General features: G+C 68.4%; 18 protein-coding genes. 6 read left to right on the forward strand and 12 right to left on the reverse strand.

The annotated features are described in order from the left end of the window. Positions 1–192 precede the first annotated feature (192 nt). Positions 193–1,731 carry an IS1182 family transposase gene (locus tag U5K29_10910; GenBank protein MDZ7679050.1) on the forward strand — a complete coding sequence of 513 codons (1,539 nt, stop codon included), beginning with the start codon at positions 193–195 and terminating at the stop codon, positions 1,729–1,731. 723 nt (positions 1,732–2,454) lie between these two features. On the opposite strand, the gene U5K29_10915 is transcribed toward U5K29_10910, so the two are convergent. Continuing rightward, the gene (locus U5K29_10915) at positions 2,455–2,697 is read right to left on the reverse strand and encodes an Imm27 family immunity protein (GenBank protein ID MDZ7679051.1); all 243 of its coding nucleotides are present in this window, start codon (positions 2,695–2,697) and stop codon (positions 2,455–2,457) included. Between the two features lie 535 nt (positions 2,698–3,232). Between U5K29_10915 and U5K29_10920 the strand changes: the two genes are divergently transcribed. Further along, on the forward strand, positions 3,233–4,336 hold the full coding sequence (locus U5K29_10920) for an IS630 family transposase (GenBank protein MDZ7679052.1): 1,104 nt from the start codon (positions 3,233–3,235) through the stop codon (positions 4,334–4,336). 10 nt (positions 4,337–4,346) lie between these two features. Here the strand turns inward: U5K29_10920 and U5K29_10925 are convergent, their stop codons facing one another. The 11 genes from U5K29_10925 to U5K29_10975 all read right to left on the reverse strand — a co-directional run bounded on the left by U5K29_10925 (position 4,347) and on the right by U5K29_10975 (position 19,665). After that, the gene (locus U5K29_10925; GenBank protein ID MDZ7679053.1) at positions 4,347–5,801 is read right to left on the reverse strand and encodes an IS1380 family transposase; all 1,455 of its coding nucleotides are present in this window, start codon (positions 5,799–5,801) and stop codon (positions 4,347–4,349) included. Positions 5,802–5,807: 6 nt separating this feature from the next. Further along, complete coding sequence (locus tag U5K29_10930; protein MDZ7679054.1) at positions 5,808–9,206, reverse strand: RHS repeat-associated core domain-containing protein; 3,399 nt, start codon at positions 9,204–9,206, stop codon at positions 5,808–5,810. Further along, a complete protein-coding gene (locus U5K29_10935) occupies positions 9,196–9,429 on the reverse strand; it encodes a hypothetical protein (GenBank protein MDZ7679055.1) in 234 nt (77 codons plus the stop codon). Before U5K29_10935 ends, U5K29_10930 begins: the two co-directional genes overlap by 11 nt. After that, a complete protein-coding gene (locus U5K29_10940) occupies positions 9,392–12,382 on the reverse strand; it encodes a hypothetical protein (protein MDZ7679056.1) in 2,991 nt (996 codons plus the stop codon). The genes U5K29_10935 and U5K29_10940 overlap by 38 nt, the downstream gene beginning before the upstream one ends. Continuing rightward, positions 12,327–14,576: a PKD domain-containing protein gene (locus U5K29_10945; protein MDZ7679057.1), complete on the reverse strand. Its 2,250-nt coding sequence runs from the start codon at positions 14,574–14,576 to the stop codon at positions 12,327–12,329. The genes U5K29_10940 and U5K29_10945 overlap by 56 nt, the downstream gene beginning before the upstream one ends. Positions 14,577–14,754: 178 nt before the next feature. Continuing rightward, entirely contained in the window at positions 14,755–15,381 is a 627-nt protein-coding gene (locus U5K29_10950; GenBank protein ID MDZ7679058.1) for a 2OG-Fe(II) oxygenase, read from the reverse strand. A gap of 19 nt (positions 15,382–15,400) precedes the next feature. Continuing rightward, positions 15,401–16,537, reverse strand: coding sequence for a ferritin-like domain-containing protein (locus tag U5K29_10955; GenBank protein ID MDZ7679059.1), 1,137 nt, complete (start codon positions 16,535–16,537; stop codon positions 15,401–15,403). A 33-nt stretch (positions 16,538–16,570) separates the two neighbouring features. After that, the gene (locus U5K29_10960; protein MDZ7679060.1) at positions 16,571–17,065 is read right to left on the reverse strand and encodes a nitroreductase family protein; all 495 of its coding nucleotides are present in this window, start codon (positions 17,063–17,065) and stop codon (positions 16,571–16,573) included. Between the two features lie 38 nt (positions 17,066–17,103). Next, positions 17,104–17,484, reverse strand: a complete 381-nt coding sequence (locus U5K29_10965; GenBank protein ID MDZ7679061.1) for an FKBP-type peptidyl-prolyl cis-trans isomerase — start codon at positions 17,482–17,484, stop codon at positions 17,104–17,106. Then, complete coding sequence (locus U5K29_10970; GenBank protein MDZ7679062.1) at positions 17,477–18,661, reverse strand: MFS transporter; 1,185 nt, start codon at positions 18,659–18,661, stop codon at positions 17,477–17,479. Before U5K29_10970 ends, U5K29_10965 begins: the two co-directional genes overlap by 8 nt. 20 nt (positions 18,662–18,681) lie before the next feature. Next, positions 18,682–19,665, reverse strand: coding sequence for an adenosine kinase (locus U5K29_10975; GenBank protein ID MDZ7679063.1), 984 nt, complete (start codon positions 19,663–19,665; stop codon positions 18,682–18,684). Positions 19,666–19,749: 84 nt separating this feature from the next. On the opposite strand from U5K29_10975, the gene U5K29_10980 reads away from it, so the two are divergent. The 4 genes from U5K29_10980 to U5K29_10995 all read left to right on the forward strand — a co-directional run bounded on the left by U5K29_10980 (position 19,750) and on the right by U5K29_10995 (position 24,119). Beyond that, the gene (locus tag U5K29_10980) at positions 19,750–22,335 is read left to right on the forward strand and encodes a M1 family metallopeptidase (GenBank protein ID MDZ7679064.1); all 2,586 of its coding nucleotides are present in this window, start codon (positions 19,750–19,752) and stop codon (positions 22,333–22,335) included. Between the two features lie 90 nt (positions 22,336–22,425). Next, complete coding sequence (locus tag U5K29_10985; protein MDZ7679065.1) at positions 22,426–23,472, forward strand: metallophosphoesterase; 1,047 nt, start codon at positions 22,426–22,428, stop codon at positions 23,470–23,472. A 48-nt stretch (positions 23,473–23,520) separates the two neighbouring features. Beyond that, the gene (locus U5K29_10990; GenBank protein ID MDZ7679066.1) at positions 23,521–23,775 is read left to right on the forward strand and encodes a type II toxin-antitoxin system prevent-host-death family antitoxin; all 255 of its coding nucleotides are present in this window, start codon (positions 23,521–23,523) and stop codon (positions 23,773–23,775) included. Continuing rightward, positions 23,772–24,119 carry a PIN domain-containing protein gene (locus U5K29_10995; protein ID MDZ7679067.1) on the forward strand — a complete coding sequence of 116 codons (348 nt, stop codon included), beginning with the start codon at positions 23,772–23,774 and terminating at the stop codon, positions 24,117–24,119. Before U5K29_10990 ends, U5K29_10995 begins: the two co-directional genes overlap by 4 nt. Positions 24,120–24,153: the final 34 nt, after the last annotated feature.

The following is a 24,153-nucleotide window of genomic DNA, read 5'->3' on the forward strand; positions in this document are numbered from 1 at the left end:
TGCACCGATCCTGGTGGTGATGCGTCGGGGACAATATCGACATCCTCGACTGGGAACTCAAGCAGGAACGCCCGGTAGCTGCGTAAGGTGTCGACCTCATCCCGCGGGTGAAGACTGCTAGGAGTCTGCTGAGCAATCGGGGGCGAGGGGGCTCGATTCGCGATGTTGGTTCGGATCGGGTGGACTGTGGGGATGCAGGGATCGTCTCGCTTGGATCGTGAGCTGCTGGATGCAGCGGCGCTGTGTTCGCATCTACTCGGTGAGGGGTCGGTGCACGCGTTCTTGGCTGAGCACCGTCACCGGTTGTTCCCCGATGAGATGTTCGTGGACCTGTTCCCGACGAAGCGGGGTCGGCCGTCGGTGCCTGCTGATGTGGTTGCCACGGTGATGGTTCTGCAGGCGTTGGAGGGCCTGTCAGATCGAGAGGCGGTCCGCCAGCTCGAGACGAACATCGCGTGGAAGGCGGCGACAGGGCTGGCGTTGACCGACGAAGCGTTCCACTCGACGGTGCTGGTGTTGTGGCGCAACAAGTTGAACGCGTCGGACCGCCCGAAGCGGATCTTTGAAGCGGTCGCCACCTTGATGGACGAGTCCAGGGTTCTCGCTGGCAAGACCCGCCGGGCGTTGGACTCAACGGTGCTGGATGACGCGGTGGCCCGCCAGGACACGATCACGATGATCGCTACCCAGATCCGTCGGGTCCGCAAGCTGGTTCCCGAACTCGGGTCGGTGTGGGTCCGCGAGCACAACTTGGAGCCGGGCCGGCCGCCGTGTGACTGGGACGACCCCGCCGATCGCGACCGCCTGGTGTCTGAGCTGGTCGATGATGCCAACGAGTTGGTGTGGGCCGCCGAGGACCTCGTCGAAGACGGTCTCGAGCTCACCGAGAAGCAGGCTGATGCGGTGGCGTTGTTGGCCCTGGTCGCGGGCCAAGACGTCGAACCCGGCGACCGGCCCGGTCAGTGGCGCATCACCCGGGGCACCGCCACCGACCGGGTCATCTCGACCGTGGACCCCGAAGCCCGCCACGCGCACAAGACCCGGTCGTCCTACCGCGACGGCTACAAGGCCCACGTCGCCGCCGAGCCCGACACCGGGCTCATCACCGCGTGTGATCTGGGCCCCGGCAACGCCGCCGACACCGACGCCGCCCCCGATCTGGTTGCGGATGAACCAGCAGGCACCGAGGTCCTCGGCGACTCCGCCTACGGATCGGGCGAGTTCCGCGACCACCTCAAGACCCACGACATGACCGCGGTGATCAAGCCCCCACCGCTACGCCCCGCCACCGTGGGCGGCTACACCCTCGACGACTTCACCATCGACCTCGACGCCAGAACCGTGACCTGTCCCGAAGACATCACCGTCACCATCACCACCTCCGGTTCGGCCCGATTCGGCACCCACTGCACCACCTGCCCGGTCCGGGGCCGCTGCACCACCGCCACACGCGGGCGGGTCATCAAACTGCACCCCCATCATCGGCAGCTCGCTGCCGCCCGAGCCCAGGCCGGCACCGACGACTTCGACACCGTCTACCGGCAACACCGGCCGATGATCGAACGCAGCATTGCCTGGCTGGTCAAGAACAACCACCGACGGCTCCGCTACCGAGGGATCCAACGCAACCAGCTCGGCTGGTCACTGCGATGCGCGGCGGTGAACCTCAAACGACTCCTCGCGCTCGGCCTCACCCACAACAGCGGCTGGACCATCGCCCCAACGACCTGAGCGCCGGTCCTGAGCCGCTCCAGGCTCCCAACGCACCCTCGCCGAGCGACCCGCCAGCTCATCGCCCCCCACCACACGGCTCAACCAACCGATCCAGCTCGACACCGCGCCCGAACCCAGCGTCGCTCCCGCCAGCACACCTGCCAAGCGCCGTTGCTCAGCAGACTCCTAGAGCGCCATGTTTCTGCTGCCTTGAGATAGCGCTCCACCTCACTGATGTCCATGAACATGACCGATGCTCGACCAGTCCACTGATCGAGTCCGGCATAGTCCATGATGAAGAATCGACGGACACGGTCGACCTGGTGCTCAACTCGAACCCAAGGGAACTCCACCACGCCTTGGGAGTCCGTGGGACCAACAAGGATGATGTGATGATTCTTCGCGGCCATGTAGAGCCTGACCATCAGCCAAGCCGACTCAACGGGGCGTCCGTCCCCATTCGAAACTGAGAAGGACATCGCCGATGGAGTCGGTGTCATGGTCGGAGCCGATCAACGCGGATCACGCGAAGCTCGTCTGGGGTGAGAAGTTCCACATCAGCGCCATCCTCGATGTTGCCTCCGTAGCACCACTGCCCACCAGTCGGATCGCCGAACAGCTCGGCACCTACCAGCTGGCAGGCATCAGGCTGGGGACACCACCCTTCTCAGTTCAACAGCTGCCGGGGCAGCCTCCATGTGCCTCATCTTGGGACGCGCCGCCTATGCCGAACTGGCAATCTCAGGCCAGATCAAGGTCTGACGGATCAACGAGGAACTCCTGCAGCACCTCTTCCCTCGTGACCGGCTCAAGCAGCGGTGGGCCCCCACCATGCATCTCACTATGAGGGAACGACATCCGCCACAGTTGGCCGGTCTTGTCATCGATGAACACTGTAATCCACCGAAGGTCATCGTTGACAAGCTCGCGTAGGTGCTTGGCCATCTCCTGCGCATCGCGCCCCATTACCGGCTCGATGCTCATGACACTGCCCTTCGAGTGACATTCGAGAGTTCTGACACTCTGTAGTTTGGCACGACATACTCCTGCAAGCCGCCAGCAGTCTGGCCTCCAGGCACGAAGCCAGGATTCTCGCGGAAGACCGGACATGCCAAACCAGGCGGTGTGTCGAACTCGAGCATTTCGAAAGGACCTTCCACAAGCTGACCCGAGGCATCAAGCATTGTCAACGCCACGGCAACATCAGAGGCTGTCGTGAGGTGGGCGAGTTCCGAGGCTGGTGAAACAAACACGTCGGCTGCGCTGGGTCCCCCAAGCGTCGGGCTATTGGAATGCCGGAGTGGACGAACACGAACGAGCCGTTCTGGGAGTTCGAAGCCATCACACTGATTGCTGGGCGGTACCCCTCCGCCGCCACCTCCGCCTCCGCCGGCGCCACCTGGGTCGGTGTCGGGGTAGGGGTTGAGGCCGAGGCAGTAGCTGTCTTGGAAGCCTCCGAGGCAGGCTAGTGGTCCGTCGCTCAAATAGCAAGGCGGGCTAGTCTGGCAGCATGCCGGTGATGACTGCTGCCCCGTTGAAGGTGTCCCGTAAGCAGCGTGGCGAGTTGGAGCGGATGTCGAGGTCGACGTCGTTGCCGCACCGGTGTGTGGTGCAGGCCTCGGCGTTGTTGTTGGCTGCTGAGGGGATGGCGAACGAGGCCATCGCTCGGGAGTGCTCGACTACTCCTGACACTGTTCGGCGGTGGCGGGCCAAGTTCGAAGCGGGCGGGGTCGAGGCGGTGGGCACGATCGCGCCGGGCCGGGGGCGCAAGCCTGAGATCGCCCAGGAGGTGATCGACGCGATTGTCGATGACACGTTGCACACGGTGCCTGACGATGAGTCCTCGCAGTGGTCGACGCGCACGATGGCTGATCGTCATGGTGTCGGCAAGGACACGGTGGCGCGGATCTGGAAGGCTCGGAAGCTGCGGCCGTGGCGGGTCGAGACGTTCAAGTTGTCGAACGATCCCCGGTTCGAAGAGAAGCTCGTCGACGTCGTTGGGCTCTATCTGAACCCACCCGAGCGCGCCGTGGTGTTCAGCTTCGACGAAAAGACCCAGTGCCAGGCGCTGGACCGCACCCAGCCATCGCTGCCGATGAAGAAGGGGCGCGGCCGCACGATGACCCATGACTACAAGCGCAACGGGACGACCGACCTGTTCGCTGCGCTCAACGTCGGCACCGGCGAAGTGCTCCACCAGACCCGCAAGAGCCACAAGGGCACCGACGTTCTGGCCTTCTTCAAGTGGATCGATCTCCACACCCCCCGAGACCTCGAGATCCACGTCGTGTTGGACAACCTCTCCGCCCACAACGCCCCCGAGGTCCGCGAGTGGCTGGCCAAGCCCCGCCAGGCCCGCTGGCACCTGCACTTCACCCCGACGAGCTCATCGTGGCTCAACCTCGTCGAGGGCTGGTTCGCGCAGCTCACCAACAAGCGCCTCCGCACCGGGACCTTCAACAGCATCGACGCGCTCATCGAAGCGATCGACGTGTGGGCCTCACACTGGAACGACGACCCCAAGCCCTTCATCTGGACCAAGACCGCCAACGAGATCATCACCAAGGTCAAACGAGGCCGAGCCGCCCTCACCCACCAGACCAAATCCGCGACGGACCACTAGCCACGATCTTTCATAGGGCTGCTTGAGCGGGCTGGGGCGTGGTCACGGTGAGTGATCGAAAGGCGCGGCGGAGGTGGTCGAGGGCGGAGAGGAGTGTGGTGGTCCAGGGCCAGGTTCGGTCGAGGTCGAGTCGTTGACCGGTTGGGGTGGTGCGGGCGGCGACGTGGAGGAGCCGGTGACGCAGCGTCTTGGGGGTGGCCCGGCGCAGCGGGCCGGTGAGGCTGATCTGTTGTGCCCAGACCAGCAGGTCGTGTGCGGTGAAGCAGAGCTGCATCCAGATCTCGTTGTTGACCACGCAGTCGAACGGGAGGTTGGCGAGGCCGCAGGCTTTGGTGTCGCGGATGACGTTCTCGGCCCGGGCTCGTTGGCGTTGGAACAGCTCGAGAGCGGCGATGTCGTCGCCGGGCTGGTCGGTGATGAACGCGGTGTGGCGCATCCCTTCGACGGTGTCGAACAGGCTGAGCTGGGCGCCGGGATGGGGACGTTCGCGACGCACGATCACCCGGGTCCCTTCGGGCCAGGCACCCAGGTCCATCCAGTGGGTGAGCTCGGCAACCTCGGCGCCGGGACGGGCCCGACCGTTGCCGTCGACCGCGGGGACCCAGGTGTCGTCATCGACACAGACGATCGCGTCGCGAACCGCGCCGGTGATCGCGAACCCGAGCGAGTAGCCGATGTTGCGGTGGCGGCACTCCTCGACCAACCAGTGCGACGTTCCGCCCGCATCGGCGCGGACCACCAGATCCTTGGCGGCGTCGTCGCGATGATCACCAGGGCTGTGCCCGACCCGCCACTCGGCGGGCAGCGCGGCGATCGCGTCGGCGAGCACCACGATGTGGTCCTCGGCGGTGTTGGCCCCGGCGTTGCCCGCTCGCAGCATCCCGGCCAGGACCTCGTTGCAGTCGCCAGCGATGGCCAGCAGTGGATGGTGCCCATAGCTGCGCTTGTAGGTCGGTGCCGCGTCCTGCTTGTCGGCTTTGGTGGCCACGATCGTGGCGTCGATGTCGATCACCAACACCTCGCCATCGGGACCCGCACCCGCGGCCCACGCCCGCTGCCGGGCGGTGCCACGTGCCGCGGCGATGCCCCGCAACTCCGCGGAGGTGACCGCCTCGAAGGTCCGCCACACCGTCGGCTCCGACGCGACCGGTCCGGCCAACCCCGGTTGATTGCGCAACACCGCCAGATCCGACAGGCACGTCGCACCATCAGCCAACGCCAAGATGACCTGGGCCATGGTGCGTCCCGGGTGGTGACGCCGCCACGACGCCCCGGCGAACGCGTCGATGAGCCCACCGGTGAGACCACACAGGTCCGCTGTCTCACCCAGCCACGCGAGCCCAGCACGCGACACCAGCCTCTCCCCGTTGCCCGTCACCGACCGTGGCCGAACCAGCCTGGTAGCGTTGCTCACGAAAGCCCTCCCGATCTTGGGGTTTGATGTGTGTTCCGCGACCCACATCATCCCAGGTCAGGAGGGCTTTTCGCGAGCCAAGACCGGCTCGCTATGAAAGATCGTGGCTAGGACCTGTCCAATGATGCCGATGACCCCCGTTGCCACGACGGCGGCAACTGGCGCCGTACGTCGAGTCGGCTCGAGGGTCTTGGTGTAGCCCGGCACTGACATGCCGGTGGGGTCGGTCCAGGTGGTGGGGTTGTTGGCTACGTAGGTGTAGTGGTTGTAGCCACCGGTGCCGGGGGCTCCGGGCTGTATGGGGTCTCGGGTGGTGAACCGTCCCAGTGCAGGGTCGAGTTGGCGGGCTCGGAGGTGGATCATCCCGGTGGGGTCGTGGATGCCGCCGGTGTAGCCGAAGCTGTCCCAGCCGCTGGTGGGTTGACCGAAGGCCCGGTAGTCGATGCTGATCGTGGCGGTGCCGGTGGTGTCGGTGTGGGCTCGGATCGAGCCGAGCGCATCGGCATGCGCCCACTGGTCGCCGGTGGTGAGCAGCTGGGCGTCGGGTCCCCAGGTGTGGGCTTGGCCGTCGTCGACGAGCATCGGCAGCGACCGGTTGCGGTCCCAGAGCTGGTGCTGGCCGTCCACGCCGACGCGGATCCCGTCGGCGTCGTAGGTGTAGGTGTGGGTGGTCCCGTCGATGGTGGCTTCGGTGAGCTCACCGGCAGTGTCATAGGTGTAGGTGGTGCCGTTGCTGATTCCGGTGAGGCGCCCCACCGGATCATGGGTGTAGGTCAGGTCACCGTCAGGACCGTTTGAGGAGACGAGCTGTCCGGCGGGGTCGTAGGTGTAGGTGGTGGTCCCGTCGGGGCCGGTGTGGCTGGTGCGGTTCCCGGCGGAGTCATAGGCGAAGCTCTCGCTGGTGCCATCCGCGTAGGTCGCGTCGGTGATCCGGTTGAGCTCGTCGAGTGTGTAGGTCTCGGTGCCAGCCAGGGTGTCGACCCCGACCCGGTTCCCCGCCGCATCCAACGTGTAATCGAAGGAGGCGATCGGACCGTCGGGGCCGATGTGGTCGATCCCCACGAGACGGCCAGCGGGGTCGTAGCTGTGGCTGGTGGTGGTGCCGTTGGGGCGGGTGATCGCCCCTTGACGGCCGCCGGGAGTCCAGGTGTAGTTGGTGGTGCCCAAGCTGTTGGTGAGCGTCGCCACCTGCCCGGCTGGGTCATAGGTGTAGGAGACCGACCCCATCGGGCCTGACATGTCGGTGAGCTGCCCGGCAGGGTCGTAGGCGTAGGTGATGGTGCCCGCGGCGCTCGCCACCTCGGTGACACGCCCCACAGGGTCGTGGGACCAGCTGGTGGTCCCAGACGGATCCACCATGTGATCACGCCACCCCTCGGCGCTGTAGCTGTAGGTGATCTCGGCGTCGGGTCGCGATTCGCTGATCAGGCGTCCCGCGGGGTCATGGTCGAAGCTGGTGGTGTTGCCACCGGCGTCGGTGGTCGCCACTCGACGACCAGCCAGGTCATAGCCGTGGGTGGTGACCTGATCAAGGGCGTCGGTCTCGGCGATGACATCCCCGGCGAGGTTGTGTTCGAAGGCGCGGGTGGCGTTGTTGGGGTCGGTGATCGAGACCTGGTTGCCGACCTCGTCATAGCCGAATGTGACCTGTCCGCCCAAGGCGTTGGTCATCGACGTGAGGCGACCCAACGCGTCGTAGTCGTAGCTGGTGGGGTGGTTGTTGGGGTCGGTCTCGGTGATCCGGCGACCGGCTGCGTCGTAGTCGATGCTGGTGGTGTTGCCCAACGCGTCGGTGGTGGCGACCACCAGCCCGCGTGGGTCGTAGGTGTGTTCGACCCAGTCACCATCTGGGCCCGTCGTGCGGGTGAGGCGTCCGGCCAGGTCATAGACATGGCTCGTGGTGCTGCCGGCGGGGTTGGTGACCGAGATGACCCGGCCGGCGGAGTCGAACTCGCGGGTCGTGGTCCGTTCCAGCGGGTCGGTCACCGACACCTGATTGCCATCGCGGTCATACCCGAAGGTCGTCTCCGCGTCGGTGGCGTCGATGATCGAGGTCATCCGCCCCGCCGGGTCATACCCATACGCGGTGACCGAGGTCCCTGGCCCGTCGACCTCGACCAACCGGCCCGCCAGATCGAACACCCAACGGGTCTCACGGCCCGACGGGTCGAGCTGTGACACGAGGCGACCCATCGGATCGAACCCGAAGCTGGTGGTCTCGTCCTCGGCGTTGGTCTCGGCCACCACCCGACCGTTGCCATCCAACCCGAGGGTGGTGGTGCCGCGTTCGGGGGCACTCACCGAGGTCCGCCGCCCCGCCAAGTCATACCCGAACCCGGTCACACCACCGCGAGCGTCGATCTCCTCGACGACCCGACCCGCACCGTCATAGACCCAAGCGGTCTCATGGCCCAACGGATCGACCCGCGACACCAGACGACCCGCCTGGTCGTAGTCGAAGGTGGTCGAGTTCGACAACGCGTCGGTGGTCTCGACCAGGTTGCCGACCGGGTCATGGCGATATGTGGTGGTGTGGCCGGCGGGATCGGTCTCTGCCACCACCCGATCGGCGGGGTCGTAGTCCCAGCTGGTGGTGTTTCCCTCCGGGTCGGTGCGGCCCACCAGGTTGCCGACCCGGTCATAGGCCCACGTCGTGGTCGCACCAGTGGTCTCACCGGTCTCGGTGACCACCCGACCCGCCGCGTCATAGGCCCAACGGGTGACATGGCCCTCACCGGAGGTGCGCGACGCCACCCAGCCCTGAGAGGTGTAGGTCCAGCTCGTCGGGTCACCAGCCGCGTCGATCCGCTCCACCCGGTTGCCGCGGGCGTCGTAGCCGAAGGTGGTCTCACCCTCGACCGCGTCGACCAACCCCACCAGGTTCCCGAACTCGTCGTAGTCGAATCGGGTCACACCACCCGCCGCGTCGACGATCCGGGTCGGGAACCCGAAGCTGTCGTAGTCGATGAGGGTTTCGTGGTCCTCGGCATCGACGAACCGAACGAGGTTGCCGTCGGTGTCGTAGTCGCCGACCCAGGTGTTGCCTTCGGGGTCGGTGCGGCTCGTGATCAGATCCAGCCCGTCGTCGCTGTAGGCGAAGGTGGTGGGGTGTGAGACGCCGTCGGCGATCTCGTCACGCACCAGTTCGTTGCCGCGTTCGTCGAAGCTGGAGATGGTGGTGAGTCGCCCGTCGGGGCTGGTCACCACCTGGGTGCGCTCACCCACATCGGTGGCGATCGCGGTGGTGTTCCCGTTGGCGTCGGTGATCCCGGTCAGCTGGCCGGTGTCGGGGTCATAGTCCAGGCGCCGCCACGGCTCACCGACCGGATCCAGTGTCTCGACCAGGAAATGCTCCTCATAGGCGTGGGTGGTGGTGTTGGTGTTGGGATCGGTCACCTCGACCAGATCCCCCGCGTCGTCATAGCCATAGGCGACCGTCGCCCCATCAGGGCCCACCACCGCGTCGATACGGCCCTCGGGCGTCGCGTTCGAAGGCGATGCCGGGACCCGCGGATGAGACCACACCGTCGGGCGTGACGGTGATGGTGTTGCCGTTGCGGTCGGTCGCTGACACCAGGCCGGTGTCGCGATCCAACACGTACTCGGTCCCATCGGCAGCGGTGAGCACGAACCGTTGCGGGTCATAGACCGGCCCGTCGCCGAACCCGCCGGTGCGCATGTGCCCGTCGGTGCCACGACCCGCCGACGTGTCCCCCGGTGCCGGCGACAACGTCGAGGTCGCCCCCGACCGGGCCGTGTACTCGGGCACCATGGTGGTGGGAAAGAACGTGTTGCCCGTCGGAGCCAGATCGAAGGTCTCGGTGCGCCCATCGGGCCAGGTCACGGTCACAAACCGCGGCGAACCGGGTGTGAAACACAACGGGACGAACACCAGACCCGCGCCACACGATTCGCCGGTCCACGAGCCGAGGCCCGAGGGTGCGGTTGGTCTGGACCCGGAAGTTGGCGAGCTCGAGGTTCCACCCGTACCCGAAGTCGCCTTCGGTGTCGCGGTTGAGGGTGTCGTAGGTGCGCAGCACCTGGATCGGGATGCCCGCCACCGGCACCGAGAGGTCCTCATAGGTCACCGCGTAGCGACCGAGCTTGAGTTGCCCGTCGATGACCAGTCCCGACTCCGCGAACGAGCGCTCCCCCGCCGAATCGACGACCTCGAGACGCACCGTCCAGATGCCATTGGCCCGGGTCGTCGGATCAAAGACCGCCAGCACCGAGTCGGAGGGGTCGCCGGTGCCCTCAGCCAGAACCGTGGCGTCACCGGGGTCGACACCCGCGGGGTAGGTGGTCAGGATCCACTCGGTGATCGACTCCCCATCGGCCGGGGTGATCGTCCCGACCGACACGTCGGTGGGTTCGGTCACCACTCCACCATCGGCAGGCACCAGGCCGACGATCTCCGCCGTGCCACCAGTGGGTAGACCATCGACCCCACCACCGGTGCCTTCGCCGCCCTCGCCGGGATCGACCGCAGCGCCGAGCTCGGTCACCACCGACTCGAGGATCGGGGTGTCGGCCACACCGGTGGCATCGACGGCCCACTCGGCCACCAGTTCGGTGCCCGCAACCAGATCCGCGGCGATCTCCGCCGCGACCCGGACCTCGACGGGTTCGTCGTCGCCCACCTCGCCGACCTCGACGCTCACCTGACCATCAGCGACGGTGACCACGCCGGTGGTCGCGCTGGCATCGACGATGGTGGTGTCGGGGTCCGCGTCGAAGGTCACGACCACGTCGGTCGCCGCGCCGGTGCCGCCGTTGAGCACCTCGGCCACATAACCCACGGTGTCGCCCGAGCTGGCGACCCCGTTGCCATCCGCGTCGACAGCCAGGTGTTCGAAGGCCGTCACATGCAGCACCGGGACCAGCCGCACCAGATGGGTGCGGGTCGGCTGGTCGACCCCGAACCTCGCCGGGTCATCGGTCACCACCGACCCGAGACCCGCCGCGGTGACCGTCGCCTGGGCGTCGAGGAACCGCACCGTGTCGTCGATGCCGGTGGGGATCTGCACCAGCGCGGTGACCACCAGGCTGTCGTCGGGCGCGACGGTGGCGTCGGCGACTGTCACCGTGTCACCGTCGATCTCGGTGACCACACCATCGGTCGCGGTGGCCGAACCCGAGACCAGCACCGACGCGGGATCGACCGGCAACTCGACCGCGACCTCGGTCGCGGGACTGTCGCCACCGTTGACGATGGTGGCCTCATAGCCGATCACATCGCCGGGGCTCGCCAGACCGTTGCCGGTGTTGTCGGTGTGCAGGAACCAGCCCATCGACCCCGACAACGCCCCAGCAGCGGTGACCTCCACGGGGTGGTCGACCGTGACCGGCCCATAGGCGGTGCTGTTGGCGCCTTCCCAGCCGATGGTGACTTCGAGGTCGAGGACCCCGGTGTCGGCATCGGCGGGGACGGTCACCGCCATGGTTGCGGTGTCGATCCCGCCCGCAGCCAGGGTGTCGCCCAGGTCGGTGACCTCGACCGGTTCGCCGCCAACGGTCGCGGTCACATCCAGCGCGTCGGCGGGTGCCGAACCCTGATTGACCAGCCCCACCTCGAAGCTCAGCTCGTCGCCCGCGGTCGCGACCCCGGGACCATCGACGCCGGCCTCCACCACCGGGACCCGCCGGGTCGAGGAATCCGAGGCCATCGGGGCCAACACGCGACCCGGCCCGCCGGTGCCGATGGCGAACGCGCCCCCGGTCAACGACGTGTCATCGAGGGCGGCGAGGCGAGCAACATAGGCCTGCGCCGACTCGGTCTCACCAGGCCCCGCCGGCACCGGGACCGCCACCTCGAAGGCTTCGGTCGCGGTCGCACCCGATCCGAGCTCGGCCAAGCCCGCCACCTCGGCCGGCGTGACCCGCACCGCCTGCCCGTCGGGCAACACGACCAAGGCTTCGGCGTCGGTGATCACCCCGGCGTCGGCGCGGATGTCGTCGACGAGGTCGGGACCGAACCGCACCAGGCGCCGCACCGGCGCCCCCACCGGGTCCAGATCCAGGTCGGTGACGACCCGCACACCGGCCACCTGGTCGGGGTCGACCAGCTGGGCCATGGTGTCGGGATCGATGGTGGCGGTCACCTCGACCGCCCACAGTGCGGTCGACCCCGGATCGACGCTCACCCCGGCGAAGGGGTCCGAACCAACCGGTTCGCCCACTCCGGCCGCGGGCAGCGGACGGGCCGAAACCGCCGCCGGCACCCCGAGGCTCATCCAACCGGTGGCACCCGCGGGCAGATACTCCAACACCACATCACCGCCGGTGACGCCCAGCGAGTCGTCGCCGAGGTTCTCGACCCCCGCGATCGCCGGGGCGACCAGGCGGGCACCGTCGTTGCCGACCGTGACCGTCGCGTCCACCACCCCACCCGGGGTCACCTCACCCGGCGCCTGCGCGTAGTCCACCGACAGCTCGGGCACCACCGTGGGTGCGACCGCGGTGCGATCCGGTGCCGCACAGTCCGCACCCTCGATCACGTTGCCCGAACCGGCGACCCGGATCGAGTCGCCGACCATCCCGCACACGAACCGGTGATCGGCCCCGTTCAGATGGATCTCACCCGCGGCCTGCACCAGACCCACGAACGTCGACCCGGCCCCCGCCACCCGCACCGCGTCGGCACCCGTCGGCGCCGGCGACGAACAACGCCCCGTCGACGAACGGCTCGAAGAACTCACCGCCGGCGCCGGTCACCCGGACCTCGCCCTCGGACGCGATCGTGACCGGACCCGCGAACACGTGCGCGCCGGCGATGTGGACATCACATGGAGCCCAGTACAGGCCCGGCTCCAACACCGTGTCGGGCGACCACGTCGACCCACACACCTGCGACATGTCGTGAAAGTCAGCGCCCGCGGCCACCGCGGCGCGACCACCAGGCCGGTAGTCAGCCAACTCCACCGAAACCGGCGGATCAGCAGGACCGGTCTGCTGGGGCTCAGGGTCGAACTCGTGGTGAGCACCAGCCAGCGACAGCGGACCAGCGTGGGTCAACAACCCATCGAACCCGTGCGAGGACCCCGCCGTGCGCACCCCACCGTTGGCATGGGCACGGCCCCGGATCGTCGAACTCGATCCCGAGATCGAGATGCTGCGCGAATCATCACCGGTGGCCCACACCGCCATCGGTGCCACCACCTCGGCGGTGCCCACCTCGACCGTGCCGACACCACCGTCGTCGTCGGTCACCGACAACGTGACCGCATACGAACCCGGCTCCGCGTAGTCATGGGCGGCATACACCGAACCCCACCCGGTGCCCTGGTTCGACACCTCGACCGGCACCGGCCCCGACCCGTCGCCCCAGTCCACCGTCGCCGAATGCACATCGACCGGCCCCGGGTCACCGAAGGTGCCCGACAACATCGTCACCCCGCCGCCACCGGCACCCGAACCCACCGAGGCCTCCACCACCGGCTCGCCGTTGGTGACGGTGACCCGAGCCCGATCCGTCGAGGTCGCCCGACCATCCGACACCGCCAGCTCCAACACATACTCGCCGTCGTCCAGGGCCAGGAACGACACCTGCGGCTCGGTCACCGACGACAACACCACCGGCGGCCCCGACACCGACACCAACGACCACCCAAACGACAACGGATCCCCATCAGGATCGAACGACCCCGAACCGTCCAGGGTCACCAACGACCCCTCGACCACCACCAGATCCCCACCCGCATCAGCCACCGGCGCCTCGTTGGACACCACCTCGACACAGGTCGTGGCCTCCAGCGCCTCGCCACCGCGCTGGCCCACCGCGGTCACACAGATCTCATCCACCGGGCCGTCCAGGCCCTCGACCAGGTGGGCGAACCCCACCTCGATCGGGCCCCGCACCGGCAACTCGACATCCACCGAGCCCGAGACATCGACCGGTTCACCGCCGTTGACCGACACCTCCAGGCGCTGCAGCTCGGGGCGTGCCAGGCCCTCCAACAGATCGGCCAGGACACCTGGATCCTCGACGAACTCACAGGTCCCATCGGTCAGCTCGGCAATGTCGCGCAAGCGACCCGCGACCACTCGACCCGGTGTCGCAGTCCACGCCCTGTCCCACCGCGAAGGTCTGGAACACCGCATCAGCCGAGTCGGCGCACGGCAGCACGTTCGCCACGCTCGAACCGGTCTGTTCGACTCACCATCAGAGAGAAGCACCACCAGATGGTTCGGATACGACGCCCCCGACAGCGCCGAGCACGCCTGGGCGATCCCTGCTCCGATGTTCGTCGCGGTCGAGGTACGCCCGGTGCGGGTGAACTGGGTGAACCGCCCACCCACACCCATCGAGAAGATCGCCTCCAACACATCAGAGGTGCCCGACTCGTCGTCGTCAGCACCAGCAGCGGTGAACACCTGGACCCCAGACGCCGGATCGACATCGGCGGTCCGAGCCCGCGACCCGAACGCCACCGCCGCGACCTCGCCCACCGACCCCACCTCAGCCGCCGCCTCGACAAAGACCCGCATCGCCTCACGCTCACAGCTCAACATCGAATCCACCGACCCATCGCCGTTGCAGTCCGCAGCATCCCAGCGAGCCGAACCCGAAACATCGAACACCAACACCGCCGAGGTGTCGATGACCACCTCCTCACCGCCAACATGAACCGCACCCTCGACCACGGCGGCCCCGTCGTCCACCTCGCCCACCGGGTCGACATCGACCCTCAACGCCGAACCAGAACCGGCGCCGCCACCAGGATCCTCCTGCGCGTCGACCGGCGACGGCGCGACCGCCAACAGCGACGCCAGCAACGCCCCCACCACCAGCACCACCAGCGACCGACGCGCGCGCCAACCCGCCAACCTCAAAGTCCCACCACTCGCCACCCCGGTCCCCCCGAACCTCACGCCCAGGCACCAGCCGCCCGAACTCCACGCCGACCAGAGACACCCCGTGCGCCCCGCTCGCCACCGCGAGACTCCCACACAAGTTACCGGTCCGCAACCTTTTCCGGTGGCGACGACCTCGACCAGGGAGAGCTCAGCGGAACGGCGGGCCGCTCACCCACACCACCAGCGAGCGCCGGACGCCCGACACCAGCGGTGTCACCCGGTGGTACTCGAACGCGGGGAAGGCGATGACCGTGCCCTGTTGTCGCCGCTCGAGGTTCGAGTCCGCCAGCTCGTCGGCGCTCAGGTCGGCGACCGTGTCGAACAGCTCCAGGTCGGCACCCCGGTAGGTGGCGGGATCCGAGAGCTGGACGACCATGGCCAGCTTCCGGCTGGCCACATCGCCGGTCAGCCCGTCCTGGTGCCAGGTGTAGAACGCCCCCGGCTCGTCATAGACCGTGTACTGGAGGTCCTCGCCGAATCCGGTCAGATCGAAGCCATAGCTGCGGTTGGCCCGTGTGGCCAGCACCGCCAGCTTGTCGTAGAGCCATGCGGTGTCGGGCTCGGGCGGGATCCAGGCCACCCGGGCGAGGCGCAGCGTGGAGTCGATGGGCTCGTCGCTGGCCAGCCGGGCCGCGTCGGCACCGTAGGACTCGCCGAGTGCCACGATCCGCTCGCACTGGCGGGCGGTGAACGCCCTCGGCAGCACCACGTGGCTCGTGTAGGGGCGCGCCGGGCGAGCGGCGAAGACCGGGCGGATGTCGAGAGGGTCGCTCACGCGGAGCGACCGTAGCGGCTCAGCTGCCGGTGGCGGCTTCCCGGTCCTGGCTGACCGCGTCGAACTGCTCGTACTCCTCGCCGGTGTCGACCCAGTCCTCGAACTGGATGACACCGATCTCCTCGAACCGGCGGCGCAGCCAGGCGTCGCCCGCGTCGAGCAGGCCGAGCTTCTTGCAGTTCGGCACGATCTTGGAGAACAGCATCTGCTGGAAGATGTTCTCCTCCTGGGGGATGTCGACGAGTCCCTTGACCAGCGGCTTGACCGGGACGCCCATGCGCTCCCACACCTCCTGCTGGAGGAACCGGTCGCGCATGCGCAGCGCCGCCTCGAAGGCGAACTCCTGACGTTCGCGGATCTCGGCCTCGTCGAGCCCGCCGTAGTACTCCTTCAGCGACAGGACCCCGAACGCCACGTGGCGGGCCTCGTCGGCCATCACATAGCGCAGCAGCTGCTTGAGCAGTGGCTCCTCGGTGAGCTGGTACATGAAACCGAAGGCGGCCAGGGCGAGCCCCTCGACCATGATCTGCATGCCCAGGTAGGTCATGTCCCACCGGCTGTCGGCGATGATGTCGTCGAGCAGCGTCTTGAGGTGGATGTTGATCGGGTAGTGGTCGTGCACCTTGGTGTCGAGGTACTTGGCGAACACCTCGACGTGGCGGGCCTCGTCCATGACCTGGGTGGCGGCGTAGTACTTGGCGTCGATCCACGGGACGGTCTCGACGATCTTGGCGGTGCAGAGCAGCGCGCCCTGCTCGCCGTGGAGGAACTGGCTCATGCGCCAGGTGAGCGACTCGGTGGCCAGCTCGCCCCACTGCTGGTCGTCCCAGTTCTTGACCGGGGAGTTGGGCAGCTGCGCGAGGTACCCGTCGGGACCGAAGCGCGGGTCGACGGTGCCACCGGAGAACCACTTCTCGGGGTCGACCTCGATCGACCAGTCCAGGTCGGTCTCGCCGTTCCACTGGGCGGTCTTGGCCTTCTCGTAGAGCTTGTTGAGCGCGGGGCGTGCGCCCTTCTCGTAGTCCCAGGTGAAGATGGCCGACGCGTTGTCGCGCACGGCGTGGATCGCCTCGGTCACGTCGGTGTTGGTGATGGCCAGGATCTCGTCGATGTCGTTGACATCGGTACGGCGCAGCAGGTCACTCTCACGTGTCATGCGACACACCTTACGCTGTACAGCGAGTGGTTGTCACCACCGTTCGCGATGGACCAGTTCATCGAGCGGGAGCCTGGGCGCCCGCTGCCGGCTTTCGTTCACGGGCCCGGGCCAACCAAGGGCGACCGCCATCGGTCCCTCCATGTCGTCGGGGAGGCCGAGCGCCGGGCGCAGGCGATCCTGGTGGTGGAAGGTGACCGGGCAGGTGGCCAACCCCTCGGCGTTGGCCGCCACCATGAGGTTCTGGGCCATGCGCCCGAGGTCGAACAGCCGCCCCTCCTCCACCGGGGCCACCAGCACGATCACGACCGGCGCCGCATCGATCCACGACGTGAAGTCTCCGCACTCGGTCAGCGCCGTTCTGGTGGCGCCGTCGGTCACCGCCACCAGGCGGGTGAGCTGTGCGTTCTTGGCGCTGCCCGCCATGCGTGCTGCCCGCAGGACCCGGTCGAGCACCTCCGGATCGACGGGCTCGTCGAGATACGAGCGGGTGTCGCGCTTGGTGATGATGGCCTCGTATGCGTCCATCCCGCCAGTGTGGCCGCTGCTCGGCGCTCGATGTGGCGTCAGCGCACGGCGAGCAGGTCGACGACGAAGACGAGGGTCTCGCCGCCCTTGATGACCCCACCCGCTCCCCGTTCGCCGTACCCGAGGTGGGGCGGGATCGTGATGCGCCGGCGACCCCCCACCTTCATCCCGGTGACACCCTGATCCCAGCCGGCGATGACCTGGCCCTGACCCAACCCGAAGGTGAACGGGTCGTTGCGGTCCCACGAGGCGTCGAACTGCTGACCGTCGCTCCAGGCCACCCCCACGTAGTGGACCTCGACCTGCTGTCCCGCCGCGGCTTCGGACCCGTCGCCGACCTGGAGGTCTTCGACCGTGAGCTCGCTGGGGGGTGCCTCGCCGGTGGGAACCTCGACGCGTGGCTTCATGGGCTCAGACATGGGCCGACCTTACCGCCAGCCGGGGACGGAGGTAGCCGTGCAACATGGCGAGCCCGACCACGGAGAAGCAGGACGCGGCGACGAAGGCTCCGGCGTAGGAGGTCTGCGATGCCACCAGCCCGAGCACCGCACCGCCGCCCGCCGTGGCCACCTCGAAGAACATGGTGAAGGTGGCGACCACCGCGGAGCGCTCGTTGTCGGGTGCCGAGTTCACCGCGGCCGCCATCAGGGCCGGGTAGATCAACGCCGATCCGGCGGCCAGGACCACGGTGAACAGGTAGAGCCCGACCGGCGCCTGCCACGCGGCGATCCCGACCAGTCCGACGGCGCCCGCCGCCAGCCCTACCGTGCCGATGACGACCGGACCGTAGACGTCGGGTAGCCGGCTCCCGGCGATGCGAACCACCAACACGACGATGGCGTAGGTCAAGAACACCCCGGCGACGTCGGACATGCCGATCTCCTCGCCATAGAGAGGAACGAAGGTGTTGAACCCGATGAAGCCCACCATGCCGAGGAACAGCACCACCCCCGGGCCGAGACCGTCGGGGTGCAACAGCTTGGCGAACCCGGTCCGTGGCACCGGTGGTGGCGCATCCTGGTCGATCACCGGCAGCGAGCGCGGCAGCAGGAGCCCGAGGAGCGCGGTGACACCCGTCCCGGCCGCGACCGCCAACCACACCACGTCGTAGCTGGTGGCCCGCAACAGCGTCTCGCCGGCGAAGGGACCGAGCCCGAGCCCGGTGTAGATCGCGACCGAGAAGTAGCTCGCCGCCTGCCCACGCCGATCGGGTGGAGCAAGGTCGTTCACCAGGGTGGCTGCCCCGACGAACATGGTGCCCTGACCGGCGCCGACCAGCAGCCGCGCCGCCACGAGGGGCACCACCGACCCCGACGGGACGTGGGCCAGCATGCCGACGCTGACGATCGCCGCCCCGGCGACGATCAGGAACCGCCGACCGCGCTGATCGCCGAGGTATCCGATCAGGGGACGCAGCACGATCGCCGAGACGGCGAAGGACCCGACGACGACGCCCACCGCCAGGTCGCCGCCCTCGAGGGGACCCGCCACATAGCGGGGCAGCACCGGGAGGGTGGCCCCGAAGGACACCATCAAGAAGGCGGCAGCGACCGTGACCAGCACGAAGTCACGCGACAGCAGCGGGCGGGTGGGCATGGAGGGGCGGACCTGGAGGGTCAGTGCAGCATCGGTCGGGCGAGGTCGGCGAGCGAGGTCTCGGGGCGGGCTCCGAGGTGGCTGATCGCCTCGGCCGCGGCGAGCGAGGCCAACCGGCCACAGGTCGCCAGGTCGTAGCCGGCCGACAACCCGTACAGGAACCCGGACGCGTACAGGTCGCCGGCACCGGTGGTGTCGACGACGTCGTCGACCGGGTGCGGATCGATCACGTGGATCTCGCCGTTGGCCGCGATGACCGAGCCCTTCTCGCTGCGGGTGAGGCAGGCGATCTCGCAGTGGCCCCGCACGTGCTGCAGGGCCTCGTCGAAGCTGTCGACCTCGTAGAGCGAGCAGATCTCGACCTCGTTGGCGAACAAGACGTCGACCTTGTGCTCCACCAGGTCGAGGAACTCGTCCCGATGGCGCTCGACACAGAACCCGTCGGAGAGCGCCAGCGCGGTCTTGTTGCCGGCCCGGTGGGCGAGGTCCAGGCCCTTGGTGATGGCCTCCTTGGCCACCTCGACGTCCCAGAGGTAGCCCTCGCAGTAGATGAGGTCGGCCGAGGCCACCAGATCCTCGTCGACGTCGGCGGGCGACAGGTTCCTCGAGATGCCGAGGAAGGTGTTCATCGTCCGCTGGGCGTCGGGGGTGACCGCGATCAGACAGCGAGCGGTGGGATCGCCGTTGGTGCCCGGCGACACCTGGTAGTCGACCCCGGCGGCACGGATGTCGTGGGCGAAGACCTCGCCGAGCTGGTCGTCGCGCACCTTGCCGATGAAGGCGACGTCGCCGCCGAGGCTGGCGATGCCGGCGATCGTGTTGGCCGCCGAACCACCCGACGACTCGATCCCTGGAGGCATGGCGGCATAGAGCCCGGTGGCCTCCTCGGCGTCGATGAGGCGCATGGCGCCCCGATCGAGGCCGTACTGATCGATGAAGTCGTCCTGGACGTGGCTGATCACGTCGACGATCGCATTGCCCATTCCGATGACCGAGTAACTCATGACACTCCTGCAAACGCTCGATATGGCCGGTCGACCCTACCCGGTACGCTCCACGGAACTCACCTTCACCGGAGCTGCCCCCACGTGACTTCCGAGACCGCCTCGACCGAGATCGACCGCTACCGCCTTCCCCGAACGGTCGTGCCCTCGCACTACGCGCTGGTGCTCGAACCCGACCTCGACTCGGCCCGCTTCGCAGGCTCGGTCCAGATCGACCTCGAGGTCATCGAGCCCGCCGACGAGCTGGTGCTCAACGCCCTCGACCTCGACATCACCTCGGCTCGTCTGGTCGGGCCCAACGGCACGACGTTGACCGGCGACATCGCCTATGACCCCGGCACCGAGCGGGCCATGATCGATCTCGATGAGGCCGCCGCGCCCGGCCACTGGCGCCTCGACCTCGACTTCGACGGCGAGCTGAACGACAAGCTGGTCGGCTTCTACCGGAGCACCTTCACCGACGACTCCGGCGAGCCGCGCACGATCGCGGTCACCCAGATGGAGTCCACCCACGCCCGTCGGGCCTTCCCCTGCTGGGACGAGCCCGACTTCAAGGCCACGTTCGCCGTCACCCTCGTCGTGGCCGAGGGGCTCACCGCCATCTCCAACGCAGCCCAGATCGGCGACGAGGAGACCGGTGACGGTCGGCGAAGGGTGCGCTTCGCGACCACGATGGCGATGTCGACCTACCTCGTCGCCTTCATCGTCGGCCCGCTGGAGGTCACCGCCCCGGTCACCACCAAGGGCGGGGTGCCGATCCGCCTCGTCCACCCGCCCGGCAAGGGTCACCTCACCCCCTACGCGCTCGACGCGGCGGTGTTCTGCCTCGACTTCTTCGCCGACTGGTTCGACATCGCCTACCCCGGCGACAAGCTCGACCTCGTGGCGGTGCCCGACTTCGCCTTCGGGGCCATGGAGAACCTGGGCTGTGTCACCTTCCGCGAGGTGCTGTTGCTCATCGACCCCGACTCGGCCACCCAACCCGAGCTCGAGCGGTTGGTCGACGTGGTCGCCCACGAGCTGGCCCACATGTGGTTCGGCGACCTGGTGACCATGGGCTGGTGGGAGGGCATCTGGCTGAACGAGGCCTTCGCCACCTTCATGGAGATGCTGGCCACCGACGCCTACCGGCCCGAGTGGCAGCGCTGGGTCAGCTTCGGGTTGGCGCGCACCGCCGCGTTCGATGTCGATGCGCTGGCCAACACCCGTCCCATCGAGTTTCCGGTGATCTCGCCCGAGGACGCCGAGGGCATGTTCGACATCCTCACCTACGAGAAGGGAGCGGCGGTGCTGCGGATGCTCGAGCAGTACCTCGGCGCCGACGTGTTCCGCGCGGGGATACGCCAGTACCTGCGCACCCACGAGTACGGGAACACCGACACCACCGATCTGTGGGACGCCATCGACTCGGTGTGCGACGAGCCGGTTCGCCGCATCATGGACACTTGGATCTACCAGGGCGGGTTCCCCGCGGTGAGCCTGGACACCGAGGCCGACGGGCGCCGAGTCCGACTCACCCAGGAACGCTTCCGCACCCTCGACCCCGCCGGCGACGGCCACGACCGGGCCCAGTGGGCGGTGCCGGTCACGCTGCGCATCGGCCGCGGCACCACCTCGTCGATCGAACGGGTCCTGCTCGACGGAGACACCGTCACCGTCGAGCTCGACTCGCCGGCCGACTGGGTGCTGGTCAACGCCGACAGCACCGGGTTCTACCGGGCCCACTACGCGCCCGCAGCCCGCGAGGCGCTCATCGAGGCCCGGCGTTCGCTGTCGAACCTCGAGCGGTACAGCCTGGTCGACGACGCCTGGGCAGCGGTCCTGGCGGCCGAGCTCGATGCCCCTGGATTCCTCGACCTGTGCCGCCGGCTCGCCGTGGACGAGGACGATCTCGCCGTGTGGCAGCGGCTGGCCGCCGGGCTTGGTTCGCTCGACCGGATCGTGCCCGACGACGCTCGTGACCCCTGGGCGGCAACGGTCCGCTCGATCGTCGCGCCGGCCCTCGACCGGATGGGTTGGGAACCGACCGGCGACGAGGACGAACGGCATCGCCAGCTGCGGGGGACCTTGGTGCGGACCCTCGCCATCCTCGGCGACGACACCGCCGCGATCGAGCGGGCCCGCTCGATCCACGACCGGGCACTGGCAGGCGAGTCAGGGTTCGATCCCGCGCTCGTTGCCGCCTCGGTCGAGGTCGTGGCCGCCACCGGCACCGCCGAGGACTTCGACCGTTTTGTCGAACACCAGGAGCACGCCGACACCCCCCAGGAACGCCAGCGCTACCTGCACACGCTCGCCGACTTCCCCGGCGAGGCCGAGTTCGTCCGGCTGCTCGACATGAGCTTGACCGACGCCGTACGGACCCAGGACGCGGCCTTCGTGCTCCGCCGGGCGATGCACAACCGCGAGCACGGCCCCCGGGCGTGGGAGTTCGTCCGCGACCGGTGGGACGCGGTCAACGAACGGCTGCCGTCGATGACCATCGTGAGGATGCTCGACGGGGTGCGCTCGATGTCCACGCCGGAGCTGGCCGCCGACGTCGAGGCGTTCTTCGCCGACCATCCGCTCCCCCAGGCCACCAAGACCCTCGCCCAGCACCTCGAGGCGATGCGGGTCAACGTCGGGCTGCGCGAGCGCGAGTCGCGACGGATCGCCGACGCGGTGTCCTGAACCGCGGTGGCGGGATATCCACCTCGAAGCTGGGGCGGTCCACGGGTCGAGCTCTTCGCGATCGAGCCCCGTGCCGTCCAGCTGACGTGGGTGGGCCTCCCCCCGGGCCCGGTCCGGGTGCTGGTCGGCGACCATCAGGTGCTGGCCGACAGCGACGGGGGACCCGGGGGTGTCGTCGTCGAGCCGCTTCGCCCCGGTGCGAGCTACCGCGTCCGGGTCGAGGCGGCCGGGCTGAGCCGCACGCTCACCGCTCGCACCCCGGCTCCGCCCCCGGGCGAGGAGCTGTTCCGCCTGGCCACGGTGAGCGACATCCACATCGGACTCGACCACTTCGGGCTCTCGCGGCGGATGCGCGAACGGCGGCCCGCCGATCACCCCCACGCCTACCGGTGCGGCCGCGCCGCGCTGGCCGAAGCGGCCGCGTGGGGCGCCGAGCACCTGGTGGTGAAGGGTGATCTCGTGGAGCGGAGCCGACCGCACGAGTGGGAGGTGGCCGACCACCTGCTGGCCACGACCGGGCTGCCGACGACGTTGGTGCCAGGGAACCACGAGGTGAAGCCCAACCGGCCCATGAACGCGCCGTCTCCCCTGCCGATGAGCGGCGTCGAGATCGTCGACCACCTGTCGCACCACGACCTCCCGGGCCTGCGCCTCATCTTGGTCAACTCGACGGTCGAGGGGCGGGGCCTCGGAGCGGTCGCCCACCTCGCCGAGGAGGTCGCGGACCTCGCCGCGAGCACCGACCTGCCGGTGCTGATCGCCATGCACCAGCATCCCCAGCGCTTCGAGATGCCGTGGTTCTGGCCGCCGGGGATTCCCGGACGGGAGGCCCGACGGTTCATGACGGCGGTGGGGCGAGCCAACCCACGGGCGCTGTTCACCTCGGGGCACACCCACCGCAACCGGGCCCGTCGCGACGGACCGGTCGTGGCCACCGAGGTCGGCTCGACCAAGGACTTCCCCGGCGTGTGGGCCGGCTACACGGTCTACGAGGGCGGCCTCACCCAGACCGTGCGCCGCACCCTCGCACCAGACGCCATGGGTTGGACCGAGTACTCGCGCCGTGCGGTGCTCGGTGTGTGGGGTCGCTGGTCGCCCGGCACGCTCGCCGACCGCTGCGTGACGATGACCTGGTAGCGCCGAACAGCCCTGCCCTTCGTGTCGCATACTTGCTACACTTGTCGCATGTCCGAGGTGGCCTCTCGCGAGCTGCGCAACTCCACACGGTCGCTGCTCAACCGCGTCGAGTCGGGCGAGACCCTCACGATCACCGTCGACGGCCGGCCCACCGCCGTCCTCGCCCCGATCGGACGCCGACCTCGTTGGGTGCCCCGCGACGAGTTCGCATCGACCGTGCTCCGCCAACAGGCCGATCCCGGTCTCGCCGGCGACCTCCAGGAGCTTGCCGGCGAGATGACCGACGAGCTCCCCCTGTCGTGAGCCGCGGTCTCGCCGACACGTCGATCTTCATCGCCCGCGAGGACGGTCGCCCCTTGGCGGTCGAGGCGCTGCCAGATGAGCTGGCCGTGTCGATCATCACGATCGGCGAGCTTCGGGCCGGTGTCCTGGCAGCCAGCACCGTCGCGGGCCGCGATCGCCGGCTGGCCACCCTGACCGCTGCGTTGCAGTTGAGCCCGGTCCCGATCGACGACTCGATCGCCGCAACGTGGGCTCGCCTGCGCGTGCTGCTGCGCGACAGCGGCCAACGGATGCCGGTCAACGACTCGTGGATCGCCGCGACCGCAATGGCCCTCGACGTTCCCGGTGGTGACTCAGGACGATGACTTTCCCGAGCTCGAGGATCTCGTCGTCACGAGG

The organism is Acidimicrobiales bacterium, assembly GCA_034521975.1.
Lineage (GTDB): Bacteria > Actinomycetota > Acidimicrobiia > Acidimicrobiales > SKKL01 > SKKL01.

Excerpts from the sequence above, each read along its gene's own strand:
- U5K29_10910 (MDZ7679050.1), top strand. The coding sequence starts at position 193 with ATGCAGGGATCGTCTCGCTTGGATCGTGAGCTGCTGGATGCAGCGGCG.
- U5K29_10915 (MDZ7679051.1), bottom strand. The coding sequence starts at position 2,697 with ATGAGCATCGAGCCGGTAATGGGGCGCGATGCGCAGGAGATGGCCAAG.
- U5K29_10920 (MDZ7679052.1), top strand. The coding sequence starts at position 3,233 with ATGACTGCTGCCCCGTTGAAGGTGTCCCGTAAGCAGCGTGGCGAGTTG.
- U5K29_10925 (MDZ7679053.1), bottom strand. The coding sequence starts at position 5,801 with ATGATGTGGGTCGCGGAACACACATCAAACCCCAAGATCGGGAGGGCT.
- U5K29_10935 (MDZ7679055.1), bottom strand. The coding sequence starts at position 9,429 with ATGCGCACCGGCGGGTTCGGCGACGGGCCGGTCTATGACCCGCAACGG.
- U5K29_10955 (MDZ7679059.1), bottom strand. The coding sequence starts at position 16,537 with ATGACACGTGAGAGTGACCTGCTGCGCCGTACCGATGTCAACGACATC.
- U5K29_10960 (MDZ7679060.1), bottom strand. The coding sequence starts at position 17,065 with ATGGACGCATACGAGGCCATCATCACCAAGCGCGACACCCGCTCGTAT.
- U5K29_10965 (MDZ7679061.1), bottom strand. The coding sequence starts at position 17,484 with ATGTCTGAGCCCATGAAGCCACGCGTCGAGGTTCCCACCGGCGAGGCA.
- U5K29_10970 (MDZ7679062.1), bottom strand. The coding sequence starts at position 18,661 with ATGCCCACCCGCCCGCTGCTGTCGCGTGACTTCGTGCTGGTCACGGTC.
- U5K29_10975 (MDZ7679063.1), bottom strand. The coding sequence starts at position 19,665 with ATGAGTTACTCGGTCATCGGAATGGGCAATGCGATCGTCGACGTGATC.
- U5K29_10990 (MDZ7679066.1), top strand. The coding sequence starts at position 23,521 with ATGTCCGAGGTGGCCTCTCGCGAGCTGCGCAACTCCACACGGTCGCTG.